The sequence below is a fragment of the Ornithinimicrobium sp. CNJ-824 genome, from assembly GCF_001942405.1.
Taxonomy (GTDB): Bacteria; Actinomycetota; Actinomycetes; order Actinomycetales; family Dermatophilaceae; genus Ornithinicoccus; species Ornithinicoccus kibberensis.
Genome location: NZ_MKKA01000011.1, coordinates 333,329 through 352,660 on the forward strand (window position 1 = coordinate 333,329; position 19,332 = coordinate 352,660).

Genomic DNA, 19,332 nt, shown 5'->3' on the forward strand with positions numbered 1-19,332 from the left:
CCTCAGGCGGTGCGCCGCACCCGGATGATCCTGCGACGCAGGACGACCTTGCGCACCCCGCCCCAGAACACCCGCACCCGCACCAGCTCCCAGTGCCCGTACTCGGCGTGCTCGGCCAGCGTCTGCCGGACCGCCGAGCGGGAGCTGTCCCGGTAGAACGTCAGCTCACGGAACTCGTACTCGACCATGGTGAGCGACAGCATAGGCACGGCGGACCGCGTCCGCGCCGCACCCTGCCGTGCCTGCGGGTTTCGCGCTACGGTCGTCCCATGACCCTCGACCCGCGCGCCGCCCTCTCGTCCTTCGTCGCCGCCCTCGAGACCCACCTGGAGACCGCCGCGGTGAGCCGGGGGGAGGACGACCCCACGGTCGTCGAGGCCTACGAACGGGTGGCCGAGGCGTTCGCCGCCTACGACGACGCGCTGATGGACGCCTACGGGGAGGTCACCCCGCTGGAGGTCTACGACGAGGAGCTCGTCGACGACGAGGACGACGACGAGGACGACGACGACGACGACGCCAACGACGACGACGATGACGTCGACCTCGACGACGACGACGAGGAGGACGACGGCGAGCCCTACCTGGGCCTGGACGACGAGGAGTACGACGTCGACCCCACGCCGCGGGGCTGAGCGGTGCGGCTGGGCCTGAGCTGCGGATTCTGGGGGCAGGGCCGCGACGAGGAGAACCTCGCCCTCGTCGAGCGGGCCGACGAGCTGGGGGTCGACGTCTTCTGGGCGGCGGAGGCCTACGGCCCTGACGTCGTCAGCGTCCTGGCCTGGGTCGGGGCCCGGACCCGGCGGATCGGGCTGGGCGCGGGGGTGATGCAGATCCCGGCCCGCACCCCGGCCGCGACGGCGATGACCGCCGCGAGCCTGGACAGCCTCTCCGGTGGACGGTTCCGGCTCGGGCTGGGCGTCAGCGGCCCCCAGGTCTCCGAGGGCTGGCACGGCGTGCGTTTCGACGCCCCGCTGGCGCGGACCAGGGAGTATGCCGACATCGTGCGGCTCGCGCTGTCGCGCCGCCCCGTCAGCTCCCAGGGTCGGCACTTCGAGCTGCCGCTGCCGGACGGACCCGGCAAGCCGCTGCGGCTGGCGCACACGCACCGGCGGGAGATCCCGCTCTACCTGGCCGCGGTGGGCCCCCGCAACATGGAGCTGGCCGGGGAGATCGCCGACGGCTGGCTGGGGGTGTTCGTCTCGCCCGACCACTTCGTCGAGCAGCGCGCCTCCCTCGAGGCCGGGTTCTCCCGACGGCCGGGCGGCGGCCCACCGGAAAGCTTCGACACGAGCGCGACCGTGGCCCTGGCCACCGGGGACGACCTCGAGGAGTGCGTGCGCACCGTCAGCCCCTACCCGGCGCTCTACGTCGGCGGCATGGGCAGCCGCCGGCAGAACTTCTACCACCAGCTGGCCTGCCGGATGGGCTACGAGAAGGAGGCCGACCGGGTGCAGGAGCTCTACCTCGACCGTCGCTGGGGCGAGGCGGCCGCGGCGCTGCCCCCGCAGTTCGTCGACGACACCTCCCTCCTCGGCGACGTGGACCGGATCACCGAGCGCATGCGGCGCTACGCCGACGCCGGCATCACCACGCTCACCGTGGCCCCCTGGGGCAAGGACGCCACGGCCCGCCGCGAGGCCCTGGAGGTCGCCGTCGAGGCCCACGCACGGCTCGGACGGGCGGGCTGAGGTGGCGGTCTGCCTGCTCGTCCGCCACGGCCGGACGGAGGCCAACGCCTCCGGCGTGCTCGCCGGCTGGACCCCCGGCCTGGCGCTGGACGCGACCGGACGGGAGCAGGCCGCCGCCGTGGCCGCCCGGTTGCGCACCACCGGGGTGGTCGCCGTCGTCGCCAGCCCGCTGCACCGGTGCCAGGAGACCGCCGAGGTGCTCGTGGACGGCATACCCGCGGATGCCCGCCCCCCGGTCCACACCGACGAGCGGCTCGCGGAGGCCAGGTACGGCGCCTGGACGGGGCGCCGGCTCGAGGACCTCGCCCGGGAGGACCTGTGGCGGCAGGTGCAGGACCGGCCGTCCACGGTGACCTTCCCCCCGCACCCGGAGCACGAGCACGAGTCGATGGCCGCGATGCAGGAGCGGGCGGTCGCCGCGGTCCAGGAGTGGGACGCGCGGCTCGAGGCCGAGCACGGGGCGGGCGCGGTCTGGGTGGCGGTCAGCCACGGCGACGTCATCAAGGCGGTGCTGGCGCACGCCCTGGCCACGCCGCTGGACGAGTTCCAGCGGATCGTCGTCGACCCGGCCTCGGTGAGCATCGTCCACCGCACGCCCCGCCGCCCGTTCGTGCTGCGCACCAACGACGCCGGGACCGGTCCGGTCGACCTGTCGGCGCTCCGGGCGGCCCTGGAGTCGCAGGGGGCCTCCGGCGACGCCGCGGTCGGTGGGGGAGCGGGGGCGACGTAGGGTTGTGACCATGCCCGAACACGTCTACGACCCGCCCGAGCGGTTCGTCGCCGGCAGCGTCGGCCCCCCGGGGCAGCGGACGTTCTTCCTCCAGGCCGGGGACGGGGACCGGCGGACCACGGTGTCCCTGGAGAAGGAGCAGGTCCGCCTCCTGGGCGTCTCCCTGGGCGAGCTGCTGGACGAGGTGTCCCCCGAGGAGGGGTCGGAGGACGCGGCGGCCCCGTTCGTCGACAACGCCCCGCTGGACGGGCCCTTCGACGACGACTTCCGCGTGCAGCGTCTGTCGGTCGCCTGGGACGCCGGCCGGGAGCGCGTCGTGCTGGAGGCGTTCGACCGCCCCGAGGCCGAGGACCTCCTCGAGCTGGACCCCACGGAGGACTACCCGTGGACCGGTCGGGTCCCCCAGTCGCTGACCGTCGTCCTGGGTCCCGCCCGGGCCAGGGCGTTCGCGCTGCGCTGCACCGCGTCCCTGGAGGGCGGCCGACCGTCGTGCCCGTTCTGCGGGCAGCCGCTGGACCCCGGCGGGCACGTCTGCCCGCGGGCCAACGGCTACAAGCGCTGAAGGCCGGACCGTCCGGATGACCGCCCAGGTCGGGCCCGGCGGACGGGGCGGCGACGAGCCGGTCCCCGCCCCGCCGGACGACGAGGACGCGCAGGTCCTGGACCTGCTCTCGCGCAGCAGGATCGAGCTCGTCGGCCGCCTCGTCGAGGCCTCCAACCTCACCCTGCTGGTCGACCTGTGCGACGACGACGGCCGCCCCACGGGTCATCAGGCCGTCTACAAGCCGGACCGGGGGGCCCGTCCCCTCGCCGACTTCCCCCCCGGCACGCTCGCACGGCGGGAGGTGGCGGCATACCTGGTCTCCCGCGCCGGCGGGTGGGACGTCGTGCCGCCCACCCTGCTGCGCGACGGGCCCCTCGGCCCCGGCTCGGTCCAGGCGTGGGTCGAGCAGGACGCCGGGCGGCGGGCCGACCCCAGCGCAGGGCTCGTCGAGGTGCTGCCCGCCGACGTCGACGACCCCGCGTGGATGCCCGTCGTCCAGGGGGAGGACCAGACGGGCCGGCCGGTCGTCGTGGCGCACGCCGACCGGGCCGACCTGCGCGCGGTCGCCGTGCTCGACGTGGTCCTCAACAACGCCGACCGCAAGGCCGCCCACCTCACCGTGGACGTGCACGGCCGCCTCCGGGGCTTCGACCACGGCCTGACGCTGCACGCCGACGACAAGCTGCGCACCGTGCTGTGGGGATGGGCCGGCCAGGCGCTCGACGGGACCGACCGGGCCCACCTCGAGCGGCTGGTCGCGGCCCTGGACGAAGGCACCGGTGTGGAGCGGCTCCTCGCCGAGGACGAGGTGGGGGCCCTGCGGGCACGGGTCGTCGCACTGCTGGCGGCCGGGCACCTGCCCGCGCCGCCGGTCACCCGCTACCCGCTGCCCTGGCCGCTGTGGTGAGACGGGCGCCGTGGTGAGGGCCCGTCCCGCCGACGACTAGGCTGGCCCGTCGTGAACACCTGGACCGCCGACCCCGTGCCGACCGTCCCGACCGCCGAGCGCGGCGGACCCCTCGTCGTCCACGACACCGCCACCCACGGGCCGGTGACGCCGGAACCGGTGGACGGACGTGCGCGGATGTACGTCTGCGGGATCACCCCCTACGACGCCACCCACATGGGACACGCCGCCACCTACGTCACCTTCGACCTGGTGAACCGGGTCTGGCGGGACGCCGGCCTGGAGGTCCTCTACGTCCAGAACGTCACCGACGTCGACGAGCCCCTCCTGGAGCGGGCCGACCGCGACGGGGTGCACTGGGAGGACCTGGCCGCCCGCGAGATCGACCTCTTCCGCCAGGACATGGAGGCGCTGCGCGTGCTGCCGCCCGACCACTACGTGGGGGCCGTCGAGGGCATCCCCGACGACGTCACCGCGGTCACCAAGCTGCTCGACGACGGTGTCGCCTACCACGTGCCGGTGCCGGACGAGGAGCAGACCGTGCCGGGGGCGGAGCGCTCCGACGTCTACCTGGACCTGTCCACCCAGCCCACCTTCGGCGCGGTGTCCGGCTGGACCCGCGAGCAGATGATGGCCGTGTTCGCCGACCGCGGCGGGGACCCCGACCGGCAGGGCAAGCGCGACCCCTTCGACCCGTTGCTGTGGCGCGCCGGCCGGGTGGGCGAGCCCCACTGGGACGGTGGTCCTCTCGGGCAGGGACGCCCCGGCTGGCACATCGAGTGCTCCACCATCGCCCAGCGCTACCTCGGCCCCGGCTTCGACGTGCAGGGCGGCGGCGACGACCTGGTCTTCCCCCACCACGAGATGAGCGCCGTCGAGGGCACCGCGCTGCAGGACGGCGCCCCGTTCGCCCAGGCCTACGTGCACCAGGCGATGGTCGGGCTGGACGGCGAGAAGATGAGCAAGTCCAAGGGCAACCTGGTCCTCGTGTCCCGCCAGCGGGCCGCGGGGGTCGACCCCATGGCCCTGCGCCTGGTCCTGCTCGGCCAGCACCACCGGCGGTCCTGGGAGTGGACCGACGAGCTCCTGCACCGGGCCGAGGAACGGCTCTCCCGGTGGCGGGCGGCCGCCTCCGTCGCCCGCGCGGCGGACGCGGAGCCCGACGCGCAGGACCTCGACGTCGTGCGCGAGGTCCGCCGCCACCTGGCGGACGACCTGGACAGCCCGGCGGCCCTGCTGGCGGTCGACCGCTGGGCCGCCGCCGTCCTCGAGCGCGGCACCGGCTCCCTGCTGGTGCCCACCGCCGTCGACGCCCTGCTGGGCGTCCTGCTGACCGAGGAGGCCGCATGATCGTCCGCACCACGGCCGGGATCACCGGCACCGACCGGGACGTGACCAACGAGGCCGGGACCTGGCGGTCCAAGCGGATCGTCCTGGCCGAGGACCGGGCCGGCTTCTCGTTCCACGAGACGACCATCCCGGCAGGTACGCGCAACGTCTTCCACTACGCCCACCACGTGGAGGCGGTCTGGCTCGTGGAGGGCAGGGGGGTCCTGCGCGACCTCGACCACGGCGTCGAGCACGAGCTCGGACCGGGCAGCATGTACCTGCTCGACGGCCACGAGCGGCACGAGCTGGTCTGCGAGGAGCAGATGCGGATGCTCTGCGTCTTCTCCCCGCCCGTCACCGGGCGCGAGGTGCACGACGAGGAGGGGGTCTACCCGCTCCTGCGGCTGCAGGACGACGGGTCGGTCGTCCGCGAGCGCTGACCCCGGTCAGGTCCCGGCGGCCAGCAGCGGCAGCAGGTCCTCGGCCGTCACGTCGACGAGGCTGCCGAGCCGCACCGCCCCGGCCAGGCGGGGGACCTCCACGACGTTGGGGACCACGAGCGTCGGGACGCCGGCCGCGGTCGCCGAGGTCGCGCCGGTGGGGGAGTCCTCGAGCGCCACGCAGTCCTGCGGCTCCACGGCCAGCCGACGCGCCGCCTCGAGGTAGGGGTCGGGGTGCGGCTTGCCCCGCTCGACCTGGTCGCCGGTGACCACGGCGGCGAACGTGCCGGCCGGCAGGTGCTCGAGCAGGACGTCCGCCAGCGCCGTCCAGGACATGGTCACCAGGGCGCACGGGACGTCCTGGCGGCGCAGGTCGGCCAGCAGCTCCGGGGCGCCGGGCCGCCAGGGCAGGCCGGTCCGCATCCGCGCCGCGACCCCGGAGACGAGCGCGTCGACGACCTGCTCGCGGGTCCCGGTCACCGGCGTGCGCTCCAGCAGGACCTGGGCCGAGACCATGAGGTCGTTGCCCACCAGGCCCAGGGCCTCCTCGTGGCTCCAGGTGCCCCCGGCCGCCTCGACCAGCGCCGTCTCCTCCGCCATCCAGTAGGGCTCGGTGTCCACGAGCGTGCCGTCCATGTCCCACAGGACCGCGGCCGGCAGCGCCGGCTGCCCGGCCGGGTCCGACGACGGGACGGGCCCGGTCGCGGGGGTCGTCGGGGTCGCGGGGAGGGGAGAGCTCGGCACACCCCCACGGTAGCGGCCGTGGACGTAAGGTGGGCCAGGAGCCGAGGAGGAGCATGTCGATGATCGAGCTGCGCGAGACGGGCGACCTCGTCGACCCCGTCGTCATCGCGGCCTCGAGGGGTGGAACGACGCCGGCGAGAGCGCCTCCGGCGTGATCGAGCACCTCGTCGAGGTGTGGGGGGCCGAGCTGGTCGCCGCCGTCGACCCCGAGGACTACTACGACTTCCAGGTCAACCGCCCCCAGGTGCTCGGGACGGACGAGGGGCGGGTCGTCCGGTGGCCCACGACGCGGGTCTTCCTCGCCAAGGACACCCCGTCCGGACGCGACGTCATCCTCGTCCACGGGATCGAGCCGTCCATCCGGTGGCGGCACTTCACCGCCGACATCCTCGGCCTGGCCCTGCACGAGGGCGCCCAGCTGCTGGTCCTGCTCGGGGCGATGCTGGCCGACGTGCCGCACACCCGGCCGATCCCGGTGGGCCTGTCCTCGGAGGACCGCGACCTGCGGTCCGCGCACGAGGACATCGAACCGAGCACCTACGAGGGGCCGACCGGCATCGTGGGCGTGCTCGCGGACGAGGCGCGGCAGGCCGACCTGCCGACCGTGTCCTGCTGGGCCGCGGTCCCGCACTACGCCGGCGGCCCGCCGTCGCCCAAGGCGTCCCTGGCCCTGCTGGGCCAGCTCGAGGAGCTGCTCGACTGCGTCATCGACGACTCCGGGCTGGCCGACGCGGCGCGCGCGTGGGAACGGGGGGTCGACGAGCTCGCGGCGACCGACGACGAGGTGCGCGACTACGTCCGCCAGCTCGAGGAGTCGCAGGACGCCGCCGACCTGCCGGAGGCGTCAGGGGACGCGATCGCCCGGGAGTTCGAGCGCTACCTGCGCCGGCGCGACGACGGCGGGCCCCTCGGCTGACGGCACCGGCGGCGGGGTGCCGCCCCACGCCGGGCAGAGCGCCCGGTGGGCGCACCACGAGCAGGCCCGGGACGGCCGTGGGCGCCAGTCGCCCGTCCGGCCGGCCAGGTCGATCGCGGCCCACAGCGCCCGGACCTTCCGCTCGGTGGCCAGCACCTCGCGCTCGGTCGGGTCGGTCCACAGCAGCACCCCGTCGCCCAGGTAGACCAGCTGCAGCCGGGACGGGAGCACCCCGGTGGAGCGCCACAGGGCCAGCGCGTAGAACCGCAGCTGGAACAGGGCGGGCACCTCGAAGGCGGGTGACGGTGCCCGGCCGGTCTTGTAGTCCACCACGCGCAGCCGCCCGTCCGGCGCCCGGTCGAGGCGGTCCACGTAGCCGCGGACGGTCAGCCCGGGCAGCGAGGCCTCGACGTAGAGCTCGCGCTCGGCCGGCTCCAGACGGCTCGGGTCCTCGAGGGTGAACCACCGCTCCACCAGGCGGGCGGCCGACCGGTGCCACCCGTCGAGGTCCGGGGCCGGCAGCGGTCCACCGCCCCCGGGCGGGGCCTGGGCCAGGACCTGCGCCAGCTCCGGGTCCTCGCCCACCAGCTCCTCCCACGTGCCGGGCACCAGGCTGACCACCTCCTCCACGGTGCGGCGGGAGGCGGGCAGGTCGAAGACGCGCTCGAGGACGGCGTGCACGAGCGTCCCCCGCGCCGCCGGGGCCGACGGCGGCTCGGGCAGGCGGTCCACCGTGCGGAACCGGTAGAGCAGCGGACAGGTCAGGAAGTCGGCCGCCCGGGAGGGGGACAGCGTGGGTTCCATGGCCCCGACCCTAGAGGGCCGCACCGACAGCCCAGCGCGCTGTCAGTCCGCACCCCTACTGCGGGATGGCAGCGACGGTCGGCGGGTGGCGCATCGGCTCGGTGTCCGGCGTGCCGGTCTACCTGGGCCGCAGCTGGGTGCTCATCGCCCTCGTCATGGTGGCCCTGTTCGGCCCCTCGGTGCAGCGCAGCCTCCCGGGGCTGGGAGCGCTGGCCTACCTGGTGGCCGCCTCCTACGCCCTGCTCCTGCTGGTCTCCGTGCTCGCCCACGAGGCGGCGCACGCGCTCGTGGCGCAGCGGGTCGGCTACCGCGTGCACCGGATCGTCGCGGACTTCTGGGGCGGGCACACCGCGCACGACGGCGCCGGCGGCACCCCGGGAGGAAGTGCCGCCGTGGCGGTCGTGGGCCCGTTGGCCAACGCGGTGCTGGCCGTCCTCGGGTGGGGGCTGCTGCAGGTGCTCGACGGCGGCGTGCCGCTGCTCCTGACCCTGGCCTTCACCTGGGCCAACGCGGTCGTCGCCGTCTTCAACCTCGTGCCCGCCCTGCCCCTGGACGGCGGGTTCCTGCTCGAGTCCCTGGTGTGGCGGGTCACCGGCGACCGGCACCTCGGGACGCTCGTGGCCGGCTGGGCGGGGCGTGGGGTGGTCGTCGTGGGCCTGCTCTGGGCGCTGTCGCCCCTCCTGCTGGAGGGCGAGCGGCCCAGCCTGTTCCGGCTCCTGTGGGTGCTGCTGCTGGCCGGCTTCATCTGGCAGGGCGCCAGCGTCGCCGTGGGCGCGGGCCGGCGCGGCATGACGGCCGCCCGGGTGCGCGTCGGGCAGGTGGCCCGACGCGTCGGGGTCGTGCGGCCGGACGTGCTGCTCGCCGAGCTCGACTGGCAGCGGGGCGGCCTGTGGCTGACCGAGGACCCTCGAGGGGGCGTCGACGGCATCGTCCACCCCGCCTCGGTCCGCCAGGTCCCCCAGGAGGCGTGGGCCTCCACCCCGGTCTCGGCGGTGGCCGTCCGGCTCCCCGACGGGTGGGCCGTGCGGATGGACCCGGACGCCCCGTTCGCGGACGTGCTCGCCGTGATGGGCAGCACGGGCTCGGGGGTGGTCGGGCTCCTGGCGGAGGACGGACGGCCCTGGGGGGCCGTGCTGGCCGGCGACCTGGACCGCACCGGGGCCCCGCGGCCGCGCTCGTAGACTGACCCGGTGAGCACCCCTGCGACCGGCGCCGACCTGCGCCGCGGCCCCTTCCGCCCCGGCGACCGCGTGCAGCTGACCGACCCCAAGGGGCGGCTGCACACCATCACCCTGGAACCGGGCAGGCAGTTCCACACCCACCGCGGGCACCTGCGGCACGACGACCTCATCGGCGCCCCCGACGGCAGCGTCGTGAGGCACAGCTCGGGCGCCGACTACCTCGCGCTGCGGCCCCTGCTGTCCGACTACGTGCTGTCCATGCCGCGCGGCGCCCAGGTCGTCTACCCCAAGGACGCGGGGATGATCGTCACCTACGCCGACATCTTCCCCGGGGCCACCGTCGTGGAGGCGGGGGTGGGTTCCGGCGCCCTGTCGCTGTCCCTGCTCCGCGCGGTGGGCGACTCCGGGCGCCTGCTGTCCATCGAGCGGCGGCAGGACTTCGCCGACATCGCCCGGGCCAACGCCCGTGCGTTCTTCGGCCAGGACCACCCGGCCTGGACCGTCACGGTCGGCGACCTCGTCGAGACGCTGCCGGACGCGGTCGAGCCGGGCACCGTGGACCGCGTCGTGCTGGACATGCTCGCCCCCTGGGAGTGCCTCGACGTCGTCGGCGACGCGCTGGCCCCCGGCGGCGTGCTCATCTGCTACGTCGCCACCGCCACCCAGCTCTCCCGCGTCGCCGAGGCCGCCCGCACGCACGGCGGCTGGACCGAGCCGCAGGCCTGGGAGTCGCTCGTGCGGGACTGGCACCTCGAGGGCCTGGCAGTCCGCCCGCAGCACCGGATGCACGGCCACACCGGCTTCCTGCTCACCGTCCGGCGGCTGGCCCCCGACACCGCGCCCCCGCTGCGCAAGCGCCGCCCGGCCAAGGGGGCCTACGGGGAGGACTACGAGGCCGCCGACCCGGGGGAGTGGACCCCCGAGGACCTCGGCGAGCGGCCCGTGTCCGACAAGCGCCTGCGACGGACCCGCCGGGACGCCGAGGCGACCGCGGACCGCCGCGACCCCGCACCCCCCACCGCAGAGGAGCCCGAGTGAGCGAGCAGCCCTTCCGCGAGCGGCACCTGCAGCAGCAGGTGCAGTCCCTGACCTCGCGCCTGACCGACCTCAAGGCGCACAACGACCAGCTGGTCTCGACCCTGCGCACCGCCCGGGAGCAGATCGGCGGACTGCGTGAGGACCTGGACGCGCTGGCCCGTCCGCCCCTGACCGTGGGGCAGGTGCTCCGGCTCGTCGGGGACGGCACCGTCGACGTGGCGGTCGCCGGCCGGAAGGTGCGCACGCACGTGACCGCGGACGTCTCCACCGAGGAGCTGCGCCCCGGCCGCGAGGTCCTGCTCAACGAGTCGCAGGCGGTGGTCGGCGTGGCCGGATACGAATGCGCGGGCGAGGTCGTCGTGTGCAAGGAGCTGCTCGGGGAGGACCGTGTCGTCGTGCTCGTGCGGGGCGAGGACGAGCGGGTATGCCGTCGCGCCGGTTCCCTGCGCGACGAGCCGGTCCGCGTCGGGGACGGGCTGCTGCTCGACCCGCGCAGCGGCTTCGTCACCGAACGGATCCCCCGGCCCGAGGTGGCCGAGCTGGTCCTGGAGGAGGTGCCGGACATCTCCTACGACGACATCGGCGGCCTGGCCGGCCAGATCGAGCAGATCCGGGACGCCGTCGAGCTGCCCTTCCTGCACGCCGACCTCTACGCCGCGCACCAGCTGCGTCCCCCCAAGGGGGTGCTGCTCTACGGCCCCCCGGGCTGCGGCAAGACCCTCATCGCCAAGGCGGTCGCCGCCTCCCTGGCCCGGCAGTCGGCGCAGCGCCGCGGACGGGCCGACGACTCCTCCCGTGCCTACTTCCTCAACATCAAAGGTCCGGAGCTGCTCAACAAGTACGTCGGCGAGACCGAGCGGCACATCCGGTCCATCTTCCAGCGGGCCCGGGAGAAGTCCGCCGACGGCGACCCCGTGGTGGTCTTCTTCGACGAGATGGAGTCGCTCTTCCGCACCCGCGGCTCCGGGGTGTCCTCGGACGTGGAGACCACGATCGTGCCCCAGCTCCTCGCCGAGATCGACGGGGTGGAACGGCTCGACAACGTCATCGTCATCGGGGCCTCCAACCGGGAGGACATGATCGACCCGGCCATCCTGCGTCCGGGACGGCTCGACGTGAAGATCAAGATCGAGCGGCCCGACGCCGACGGTGCCCGGGACATCTTCACCAAGTACCTCACCCCCGACGTGCCCCTCCACGCCGACGAGCTGGGCGCCCACGACGGGGACCGGCGGGCCACCGTGGACGCGCTCATCGAGGAGGTGGTGGGGCGGATGTACGCCGTGCGCCCGGAGAACGCCTTCCTGGAGGTCACCTACGCCGGTGGTGACAAGGAGGTCCTCTACTTCAAGGACTTCGCCTCGGGCGCGATGATCCACAACATCGTCGACCGGGCCAAGAAGCTGGCGATCAAGGACCTCCTGACCGACGGCCAGGAGGGACTGCGGGCGGACCACCTGGACCGGGCCTACCTCGACGAGTTCAAGGAGAACGAGGACCTGCCCAACACGACCAACCCCGACGACTGGGCCCGCATCTCGGGCAAGAAGGGGGAGCGGATCAGCTACATCCGCACGCTCGTGGGCAGCAGCACCGGCACCTCGCCCGGCCGGGCGGTCGACCCCGAGCCCCCGGCCCACTACCACTGAGGGGCCGGTGATGAGACGGTTCGCGTTCTGGCTCGACCTGGGCGTCGTCCTGGTCCTGGCCGCGGGCGGCCGGCGCAGCCACGACCTGGACGGTTCGGTCCTGGGCGTCCTGGAGACGGCCTGGCCCTTCCTCGTCGGGCTGGCCGTGGGCTGGGTCGCGGTGGCCCGGCAGCCGCGGACCCGCCGGGTGTGGTGGCTCGACGGCACGGTCGTGACCCTCTCCACCGTCGTGGTCGGCATGCTGCTGCGGCTGGCGAGCGGTCAGGGGGCGGCGGCGGCCTTCGTGCTCGTGGCGACCGCGGTGCTCGCCGCGGGGATGCTGGGCTGGCGGGCGGTCGACGCCGCGCTGGAGGTGCGACGGGGCCGGTAGCATGGTGAACATGCGTTCACCCGGTGGCACCGAGCAGACGCGGTCGGCCCCGTCCACCGGACTGGTCATCACCGTGCTGGCCCTCTGCGGGACGCTCGTCTCGCTGCAGCAGACGCTCGTCCTGCCGCTGCTGCCGGACTTCCCCGAGATCCTCGGCACCACCAGCGACAACGCGTCCTGGCTGGTGACGGTCACCCTGCTCACGGCCGCGGTGGGCACCCCGATCGTCTCCCGCCTGGCGGACATGTTCGGCAAGAAGCTCATGCTGGTCGTCTGCATGGGGGCGGTGATCCTGGGCTCGGTCGTGGCCGCGCTCAGCACCAGCCTGGCGGTGGTGGTCCTGGGCCGCGGGCTGGCCGGCCTGGGGGCCTGCCTGGTGCCGGTGGGGATCAGCATCATGCGCGACCACCTCCCGGCCGAGAGCGTCGGGTCGGGCGTGGCGCTGATGTCGGCGACCCTGGGCATCGGCGGAGCCGTGGGGATGCCGCTGGCCGGGGTGATCTACGACAACTTCGACTGGCACACGCTGTTCTACGTCTCCGGCGGCTTCGCCGTGGTCATGCTCGTGGCGGTCCTGCGCGTCGTGCCCGAGTCGACCGTGCGCACACGCGGCCGCTTCGACTACGTCGGGGCCCTGCTGCTGTCGGTGGCGCTGACCTGCTTCCTGCTCGCCGTCAGCAAGGCCGGCAGCTGGGGCTGGGGCTCGCCGCTGACGCTCAGCCTGCTGGCCGCGGCCGGTCTGGTGCTGGCCGCCTGGGTGCCCTGGGAGCTGCGGGTGGGCCAGCCGCTGGTGGACATCCGCACCTCGACCCGGCGGACGGTGCTGCTGACCAACTCGGCCTCGGTGCTCGTCGCTTCGCGATGTTCGCCAACTTCCTCACCTCCGTGCAGCAGGTGCAGATGCCCGCCAGCACCGGCTACGGCTTCGGCCTGTCGGTGGTGGAGACAGGTCTGTGGATGCTGCCCAGCGGCGTCCTCATGGTCGCGATGTCCCCCGTCTCGGCCCGGTTGATCCGCCTGTTCGGCCCGCGCCTGATCCTCATCGTCGGCGCGGTCGTCATGGCCGTCGGCTTCATCGGCCGGTCCCTGCTGCACGGCTCGGTGCTGGAGGTGATGGCCAGCGCGGCGGTGGCCTCGGTGGGCACGGCGATGGCCTTCGCCGCGATGCCGACCCTCATCATGCGGGCGGTCCCGCTCACCGAGACCGCCTCGGCCAACGGGCTGAACACCCTGCTGCGCTCCATCGGCACCTCCTCCGCCTCGGCCATGGTCGCGGCGGTCTTCGCCGCCGGGATGGTCGTCACCCCGTCGGGGGAGGCAGCGCCCACCTTCGGCGCATACCAGCTCGTCTTCTGGTCGGGCACCGCCGCGGCGCTCGGCGGGGCCCTCATCGCCGCCTTCATCCGGCGGCCGGCCCCGGTGGGCGAGCGGGCACCCAGCCGCACCGGCGTCCCGGCCCCGGCGGGGGAGCGCACCCACGTCAAGGTGGAGGGGGAGCTGCCCGAGGTGCTCGTGCGCGGCCGGGTGCTGTCCCCGCAGGGGCGGCCCCTGCGGCAGGCCGTGGCCACCGTCCTGCACACGGACGGGCGGCACGTCGACTGGGGCCGCACCGACAACGAGGGCCGGTTCGCGCTGGCCCTGCCCGAGGAGGGCCGCTACCTGCTCGTCGTGTCGGCCGACGGCTGGGCGCCGCAGTCGGGACTGGTGCACCTCGAGCCCGGGGAGACCGAGCCGGTCACGATGACGCGTCGGCTCCTGCTCTCGGGCCGGGTCACCGACGACGGGGTGCCCGTGGCCGGGGCGATGATCTCGCTCATCAAGCACTCGGGGGAGTACGTCGGGACGGCCTACGCCGAGGCCGACGGCGCCTACGAGATCGGGCTGCCGCCGCCGGGCCGCTACGTGCTGACGGCCGTCGACCACGCCAGCGGGCGGGCCCGCTCGCGCGCCCTGTCGGTGCTGTCGACGAGCACCACGCTCGACGTGGACCTGCGCACCGGCATCCCCAGGCCCTCCCAGCGGGTCCCCGCCGGTGCCCGCGGGGTCGGGACCGTGCTGCGGGGCAGCTCCGACGCCGGCCCCGCGTCGGCCCGTACGACGGACGCACCGACCATGCCCTCGGGGACCCCGTCGTGAGCCGCCCCGGGGACGCGGCCGGCACCCGGGAGGTCGTCCTGCAGGTCGCCCGGCGGCTCTTCGGCGAGCGGGGGTACGCCGCCGTGACCATCCGGGAGGTGGCGGCGCAGGCGGGGGTGTCGGCCTCGATGGTCATGAAGGTCGCCGGGAGCAAGCAGCGGCTCTACGCCCTGGCCACCCCCGCCGAGCCGACCCCGCTGCCGCCCGACGTGCCGCTGGAGGGGATGGGCGAGCTGCTCGTCTCGCGCCTGCTGCAGCGCCGGGACGACGAGGCCGCCGAGCCGTGGCTGCGGGCCATCTACCTGCTCATCGAGGCGCCCGACCCCGAGGCCGCCCGGGCGGAGTTCCGCGACCGTTTCCTGCGCCGGTTCCCGACCGAGGGGGACGGGCGCAGGCACGCCGACGAGGTGGCCTGCCTCATGCTGGGCCTGGCCGCCGGTGTCCGCGCCTTCCGGCTCCTCGACCCCGGGAGCACCGACAGGGAGGCGGTCGTGCGGGAGTATGGCGCACTCGTGCAGCAGGTGCTCGACCGGATCGACCTGGGTCGCACGGCGGGCGGGCAGGACGCCTAGGGTGGCGACGTGAGCGTGCTGCGGGTCGTCGGGATCGAGACCGAGCTGGGGATCACCAGCACCCAGGTCGACGGGCAGGGGCGCTCGCTGAGCCCCATGGTGCTCTCCGGCCAGGTCGTGCGTGCCTACGCGGCCGGTGCCGACCCCGGGGCGGCGCTGCCGCCGACGGCCGGGTGGGACTACGCCGACGAGACGCCGCTGCGGGACGCCCGTGGCTACGAGATGGCCCGTACGCTGGCCGACGTCTCCCAGCTGACCGACGTGGACGACCCGACGATCGCCACGACGGTCCTGTCCAACGGGGCCCGGCTCTACGTCGACCACGCCCATCCGGAGTACTCCTCGCCGGAGGTCACGTCCCCCCTGGAGGCGGTGCGCTACGACCGGGCGGGGGAGCTGGTCGCCCGGGGCGCCGTGCGCACCCTCGCCGAGCAGGGCGCCCAGGTGCGGCTCTACAAGAACAACGTCGACGGCAAGGGCGCCAGCTACGGCACCCACGAGAACTACCTCGTGCCGCGCAGCGTCCCCTTCGACCGGCTCGCCCGCCAGCTGCTCCCCTTCCTCGTCGCCCGGCCGGTGATCGCCGGGGCCGGACGGGTCGGTCTGGGCCAGGCCAGCGAGCGCCCCGGGTTCCAGCTGAGCCAGCGGGCGGACTACCTCGAGGCCCAGGTGGGCCTGGAGACCACGCTGCGCCGGCCTCTCGTCAACACCCGCGACGAGCCGCACGCCACCCCCGACCGTCACCGCCGGCTGCACGTCATCGTCGGCGACGCCACCATGGCCGACGTGACGACCTACCTGGCGGTGGGCTCCCTGTCGGCGGTGCTGCGTCTCGTCGAGACCTCTCCCGAGCTCGTGCCCGCGCTGGACCTGGGCGATCCGGTGCAGGCGGTCAAGGACATCTCGCACGACCCCACGTTGCGGACCACGGTCGAGACCGTCGACGGACGCCGGGTCACCGGCCCCGACCTGCTCGAGGCCTACCTGGAGGCGGTGCGTCAGGCGGCCGGCTCCGGCCACGAGGCGTGGGCCGGGCCGGACGGGGCGGCCGGACCCGACCCCGCCACCGCCGACGTCCTCGACCGGTGGCAGGAGGTCCTCGACGACCTGCGGGCCGACCCCGCCCGCTGTGCCGACCGCGTGGAGTGGGTCGCCAAGCTGACCCTCCTGGAGCGCTACCGCGAACGGGCCGGGGCCGGCTGGGACGACCCCCGGCTGGCGGCGATGGACATCCAGTGGCACGACCTGGACCCCGAGCGTGGCCTGGCCCAGCGGCTGCGTGCCGCGGGCCGGCTGGAGCGGCTGGTGCCGCAGGAGCTGGTCGAGGCCGCGGTCACCGAGCCGCCGGCCGACACGAGGGCCTGGTTCCGGGGCGAGTGCGTGCGCCGCTACGGCCCGTACGGTGACGTCCCGGCGGCCTCCTGGGACTCCGTCGTCATGCTGGACGAGGCAGGACGCCGCCACCGGGTCCGCACGCCCGAGCCGACCACCGCCACCCGGGAGCGGATCGGGCCGCTGCTGGAGCGGCATACCCGCACCGCCGGCCTGCTCACCGAGCTGGCCTCGGAGACCGTCTGAGAGGATCGGGACATGTCCGAGCAGCAGAAGTTCTCCCGTCGTCGCGACGACGACGCGCCCGAGCCGGAGACCCCGGCCCCCTCCGCCCCGCAGGTGCAGGACGCCCGGCGCGACGAGGAGCTGGACTCCCTCCTCGACGAGATCGACGGGGTCCTGGAGACCACGCCCAGGACTTCGTGCACGGGTTCATCCAGAAGGGCGGCCAGTAGCCCCCGTGGACGCCCGGGTGATGGGGATCGAGACCGAGTTCGGGGTCAATGCGACCTTCCGGGACGGTCCCCGCCTCGCGCCCGACGAGGTCGCCCGCTACCTCTTCCGCAAGGTCGTCGCCTGGGGGCGCTCCAGCAACGTCTTCCTCGTCAACGGCTCCCGGCTCTACCTCGACGTCGGGTCCCACCCTGAGTACGCCACCGCCGAGTGCACCGACCTGCTCGACCTGGTCGCCCACGACAAGGCCGGCGAGCTCATCGTCCAGGACCTCGCCGACGACGCCGAGCAGCGGCTGGCCGAGGAGGGGATGGACGCCACCGTCTACGTGCTGAAGAACAACGTGGACTCCCGCGGCAACTCCTACGGCTCGCACGAGAACTACCTCGTGCGCCGCACGCCCCGGCTGGAGCGGATCACCGACCCGCTCGTGCCCTTCCTCGTCACCCGGCAGCTGGTCAGCGGCACCGGCCGGCTGCACGTCGTGGGGGAGCGGGCCACCTTCCTGGTCTCCCAGCGCGCCGACCACGTGTGGGAGGGCCTGTCCTCGGCGACGACCCGGTCCAGACCGATCATCAACACCCGCGACGAGCCGCACGCCGACGCCGAGCGGTACCGCAGGCTCCACGTCATCGTCGGCGACTCCACGATGAGCCAGACCACGACGATGGTGCGCGTCGGCATGGTCGACCTGGTGCTGCGGATGGTCGAGGCCGGCACGATCGTGCCCGACATGGCCCTGGCCAACCCGGTGCAGGCCATCCGTGAGGTCAGCCGGGACCGGACCGGCCGGCGCCCGCTCGAGCTGGCCCGGGGCGGCACCATCAGCGCCCTCGACATGCAGACCGCCTTCCTGGCGCTCGTCCGCCGCTACGCCGAGGGCGCGGGCCTGGCGGACGTCAGCCCGCACCGGGAGGTCCTCGAGCTGTGGGAGCGCACCCTCCGGGCGGTGGAGACCGACGACCTGTCGCTGGTCGACACCGAGATCGAGTGGGTCATGAAGAAGACGCTCCTGGAGAGGTATGCCGCCCGGCACGGGCTCGAGCTGCACGACGACCGGCTCCAGCAGCTGGACCTCGCCTGGCACGACGTCCACCCCCGGCGGGGCGTTCTGTCGGTGCTCGAGCGGCAGGGCCGGGCGCGGACCGTCGTCACGCCGGACCGTGTCGCCCGCGCCATGCACGAGCCGCCGCGGACCAGGGCCTGGCTGCGGGGGGAGTTCGTGCGGGCGGCCCAGGAGCACCGGCGGGACTTCACCGTCGACTGGGTGCACCTGAAGCTCAACGACACCGCGCAGCGCACCGTGGTCTGCAAGGACCCGTTCTCCGCGGTCGACGCCCGGGTGGACGAGCTGATCGAGTCGATCCGCCGGGCCGGCCCGCCCCGGAACGCGCCCACCGTCCGCGGGGTGTAGCCGGGCCGCCCCAGGGTGCTCCCACCGGGCACCCAGGTTGGGATGGTTACGCTTGCCCGGTTGCACCGGTCGCGCGGCCCTCCCGCCGCGGGCCCCCCGACGAACCCGAGACTGTGAAGGAACGCGCGTGCGCTCTCCCCGACTGCGGATGGTGGCCCTGGCCGCCGCCCCGCTGCTGCTCCTGTCCGCCTGCTCCACGGACGGGGGGACCGACGACGCCGGGCAGAGCGACGACGCCGCTGCCACCTCGGCCGCCCCGACGGGCGACGTGTCCGAGCTGGCGGTCGACACCTCCGGCGACGCGCCCCAGATCACCCGGGACGGTGAGCCGATGGCCGAGGGCGAGCTGCCCTTCGGCGTCGCCGAGACCCAGGTCGAGGAGGTCGAGGCCGGCGACGGGGACGAGGTCTCCGAGGGCGACGAGGTGCGCGTGCGCTACCTCACGGTCAACGGGACCAGCGGCGAGGAGGTGCTGTCCACCTTCGAGCAGGAGGACCCGGTCACCCTCGACCTGTCCAACGAGATGCTCTTCCCGGCCTTCCTCGAGGAGCTGCCGGGCCGCCAGGCCGGTGACACCCTCCTCATGGCGCTGCCCCCGGCGGCCGCGTTCGGCAACCAGGGCAACAGCCAGCTGGGGATCGGTGCCGAGGACACCCTGGTGTTCTACATGGAGATCGTCGACAGCGCCGCCCCGCTGACCAAGGCCACGGGCGAGGAGGTCGAGCCCGAGGACGGGCTGCCCGAGGTCGAGGCCGACGGCGAGAGCGCCGCCACCATCACGATCCCCGACGACGCCGAGGCCCCCGACGAGCTGGTGGTGCAGCCGCTCATCGAGGGGGAGGGCGCGGAGGTCAAGGCCGGTCAGTCCATCAAGGTGCACTACACCGGCGTGAAGTTCTCCGACGGCGAGGGCTTCGACAACTCCTACGACCGCGGCGAGCCGGCCGAGTTCCCCATCGGTGTCGGCCAGGTCATCTCGGGCTGGGACGAGGGGCTGGTCGGTCAACCGGTCGCTCACGCGTCCTGCTCGTCATCCCGGCCGAGCAGCCTACGGCGAGGCGCCCGAGCAGGACGACGAGAGC

General features: G+C 74.4%; 20 protein-coding genes and 2 pseudogenes. 19 read left to right on the forward strand and 3 right to left on the reverse strand.

What is annotated here, in order from left to right; translation table 11 throughout:
• Positions 1 to 2 precede the first annotated feature (2 nt).
• Positions 3 to 203, reverse strand: coding sequence for a DUF5703 family protein (locus BJF81_RS05955; protein WP_237770051.1), 201 nt, complete (start codon positions 201 to 203; stop codon positions 3 to 5).
• A gap of 66 nt (positions 204 to 269) precedes the next feature.
• Here BJF81_RS05955 and BJF81_RS17920 point away from each other — a divergent pair, with 66 nt between their 5' ends.
• The 7 genes from BJF81_RS17920 to BJF81_RS05990 are packed head-to-tail and all read left to right on the forward strand — an operon-like array spanning position 270 to position 5,641.
• Positions 270 to 635 carry a hypothetical protein gene (locus BJF81_RS17920; RefSeq protein ID WP_075957516.1) on the forward strand — a complete coding sequence of 122 codons (366 nt, stop codon included), beginning with the start codon at positions 270 to 272 and terminating at the stop codon, positions 633 to 635.
• Between the two features lie 3 nt (positions 636 to 638).
• Positions 639 to 1,691, forward strand: a complete 1,053-nt coding sequence (locus BJF81_RS05965) for an LLM class F420-dependent oxidoreductase (protein WP_075957517.1) — start codon at positions 639 to 641, stop codon at positions 1,689 to 1,691.
• Between the two features lies 1 nt (position 1,692).
• On the forward strand, positions 1,693 to 2,421 hold the full coding sequence (locus tag BJF81_RS05970; protein WP_075957518.1) for an MSMEG_4193 family putative phosphomutase: 729 nt from the start codon (positions 1,693 to 1,695) through the stop codon (positions 2,419 to 2,421).
• A 10-nt stretch (positions 2,422 to 2,431) separates the two neighbouring features.
• Positions 2,432 to 2,983 (forward strand): DUF3090 family protein, encoded by a 552-nt coding sequence (locus BJF81_RS05975; protein WP_075957652.1) that lies wholly within the window; start codon positions 2,432 to 2,434, stop codon positions 2,981 to 2,983.
• Between the two features lie 16 nt (positions 2,984 to 2,999).
• Positions 3,000 to 3,872, forward strand: coding sequence for an SCO1664 family protein (locus BJF81_RS05980; RefSeq protein WP_083664021.1), 873 nt, complete (start codon positions 3,000 to 3,002; stop codon positions 3,870 to 3,872).
• Positions 3,873 to 3,923: 51 nt separating this feature from the next.
• Positions 3,924 to 5,222 carry a cysteine--1-D-myo-inosityl 2-amino-2-deoxy-alpha-D-glucopyranoside ligase gene (mshC, locus tag BJF81_RS05985; RefSeq protein ID WP_075957519.1) on the forward strand — a complete coding sequence of 433 codons (1,299 nt, stop codon included), beginning with the start codon at positions 3,924 to 3,926 and terminating at the stop codon, positions 5,220 to 5,222.
• Positions 5,219 to 5,641: an ectoine synthase gene (locus BJF81_RS05990; protein WP_075957520.1), complete on the forward strand. Its 423-nt coding sequence runs from the start codon at positions 5,219 to 5,221 to the stop codon at positions 5,639 to 5,641. The genes mshC and BJF81_RS05990 overlap by 4 nt, the downstream gene beginning before the upstream one ends.
• A gap of 6 nt (positions 5,642 to 5,647) precedes the next feature.
• Here BJF81_RS05990 and BJF81_RS05995 read toward each other — a convergent pair whose 3' ends face one another.
• Complete coding sequence (locus BJF81_RS05995) at positions 5,648 to 6,385, reverse strand: HAD family hydrolase (RefSeq protein WP_237770052.1); 738 nt, start codon at positions 6,383 to 6,385, stop codon at positions 5,648 to 5,650.
• 151 nt (positions 6,386 to 6,536) lie between these two features.
• Between BJF81_RS05995 and BJF81_RS06000 the strand changes: the two genes are divergently transcribed.
• On the forward strand, positions 6,537 to 7,301 hold the full coding sequence (locus tag BJF81_RS06000) for a PAC2 family protein (RefSeq protein ID WP_187345497.1): 765 nt from the start codon (positions 6,537 to 6,539) through the stop codon (positions 7,299 to 7,301).
• On the opposite strand, the gene BJF81_RS06005 is transcribed toward BJF81_RS06000, so the two are convergent.
• On the reverse strand, positions 7,230 to 8,105 hold the full coding sequence (locus BJF81_RS06005) for a RecB family exonuclease (RefSeq protein WP_075957521.1): 876 nt from the start codon (positions 8,103 to 8,105) through the stop codon (positions 7,230 to 7,232). The genes BJF81_RS06000 and BJF81_RS06005 overlap by 72 nt on opposite strands.
• A 65-nt stretch (positions 8,106 to 8,170) precedes the next feature.
• Here BJF81_RS06005 and BJF81_RS06010 point away from each other — a divergent pair, with 65 nt between their 5' ends.
• The 11 genes and pseudogenes from BJF81_RS06010 to BJF81_RS20545 form a co-directional block, all read left to right on the forward strand.
• The gene (locus BJF81_RS06010) at positions 8,171 to 9,286 is read left to right on the forward strand and encodes a site-2 protease family protein (protein ID WP_075957522.1); all 1,116 of its coding nucleotides are present in this window, start codon (positions 8,171 to 8,173) and stop codon (positions 9,284 to 9,286) included.
• A 9-nt stretch (positions 9,287 to 9,295) separates the two neighbouring features.
• The gene (locus tag BJF81_RS06015; protein WP_237770053.1) at positions 9,296 to 10,324 is read left to right on the forward strand and encodes a tRNA (adenine-N1)-methyltransferase; all 1,029 of its coding nucleotides are present in this window, start codon (positions 9,296 to 9,298) and stop codon (positions 10,322 to 10,324) included.
• Complete coding sequence (gene arc / locus BJF81_RS06020; protein ID WP_075957523.1) at positions 10,321 to 11,973, forward strand: proteasome ATPase; 1,653 nt, start codon at positions 10,321 to 10,323, stop codon at positions 11,971 to 11,973. The genes BJF81_RS06015 and arc overlap by 4 nt, the downstream gene beginning before the upstream one ends.
• 10 nt (positions 11,974 to 11,983) lie before the next feature.
• Complete coding sequence (locus tag BJF81_RS06025; protein WP_075957524.1) at positions 11,984 to 12,343, forward strand: DUF3054 domain-containing protein; 360 nt, start codon at positions 11,984 to 11,986, stop codon at positions 12,341 to 12,343.
• A gap of 10 nt (positions 12,344 to 12,353) precedes the next feature.
• Positions 12,354 to 13,355: an MFS transporter gene (locus BJF81_RS19250; protein WP_237770054.1), complete on the forward strand. Its 1,002-nt coding sequence runs from the start codon at positions 12,354 to 12,356 to the stop codon at positions 13,353 to 13,355.
• Positions 13,244 to 14,479 carry an MFS transporter gene (locus BJF81_RS19255; RefSeq protein ID WP_075957526.1) on the forward strand — a complete coding sequence of 412 codons (1,236 nt, stop codon included), beginning with the start codon at positions 13,244 to 13,246 and terminating at the stop codon, positions 14,477 to 14,479. Before BJF81_RS19250 ends, BJF81_RS19255 begins: the two co-directional genes overlap by 112 nt.
• On the forward strand, positions 14,476 to 15,051 hold the full coding sequence (locus BJF81_RS06040; RefSeq protein ID WP_075957527.1) for a TetR/AcrR family transcriptional regulator: 576 nt from the start codon (positions 14,476 to 14,478) through the stop codon (positions 15,049 to 15,051). Before BJF81_RS19255 ends, BJF81_RS06040 begins: the two co-directional genes overlap by 4 nt.
• A 9-nt stretch (positions 15,052 to 15,060) precedes the next feature.
• Positions 15,061 to 16,629, forward strand: a complete 1,569-nt coding sequence (gene dop / locus BJF81_RS06045; protein WP_075957528.1) for a depupylase/deamidase Dop — start codon at positions 15,061 to 15,063, stop codon at positions 16,627 to 16,629.
• Between the two features lie 12 nt (positions 16,630 to 16,641).
• Positions 16,642 to 16,731: pseudogene (locus BJF81_RS21390) on the forward strand (ubiquitin-like protein Pup); the annotation flags it as partial.
• Between the two features lie 112 nt (positions 16,732 to 16,843).
• Positions 16,844 to 18,250 (forward strand): Pup--protein ligase, encoded by a 1,407-nt coding sequence (gene pafA / locus BJF81_RS06055; protein ID WP_075957529.1) that lies wholly within the window; start codon positions 16,844 to 16,846, stop codon positions 18,248 to 18,250.
• A 331-nt stretch (positions 18,251 to 18,581) separates the two neighbouring features.
• Positions 18,582 to 19,196: pseudogene (locus BJF81_RS20545) on the forward strand (FKBP-type peptidyl-prolyl cis-trans isomerase); the annotation flags it as partial.
• Between the last annotated feature and the right edge of the window lie 136 nt (positions 19,197 to 19,332).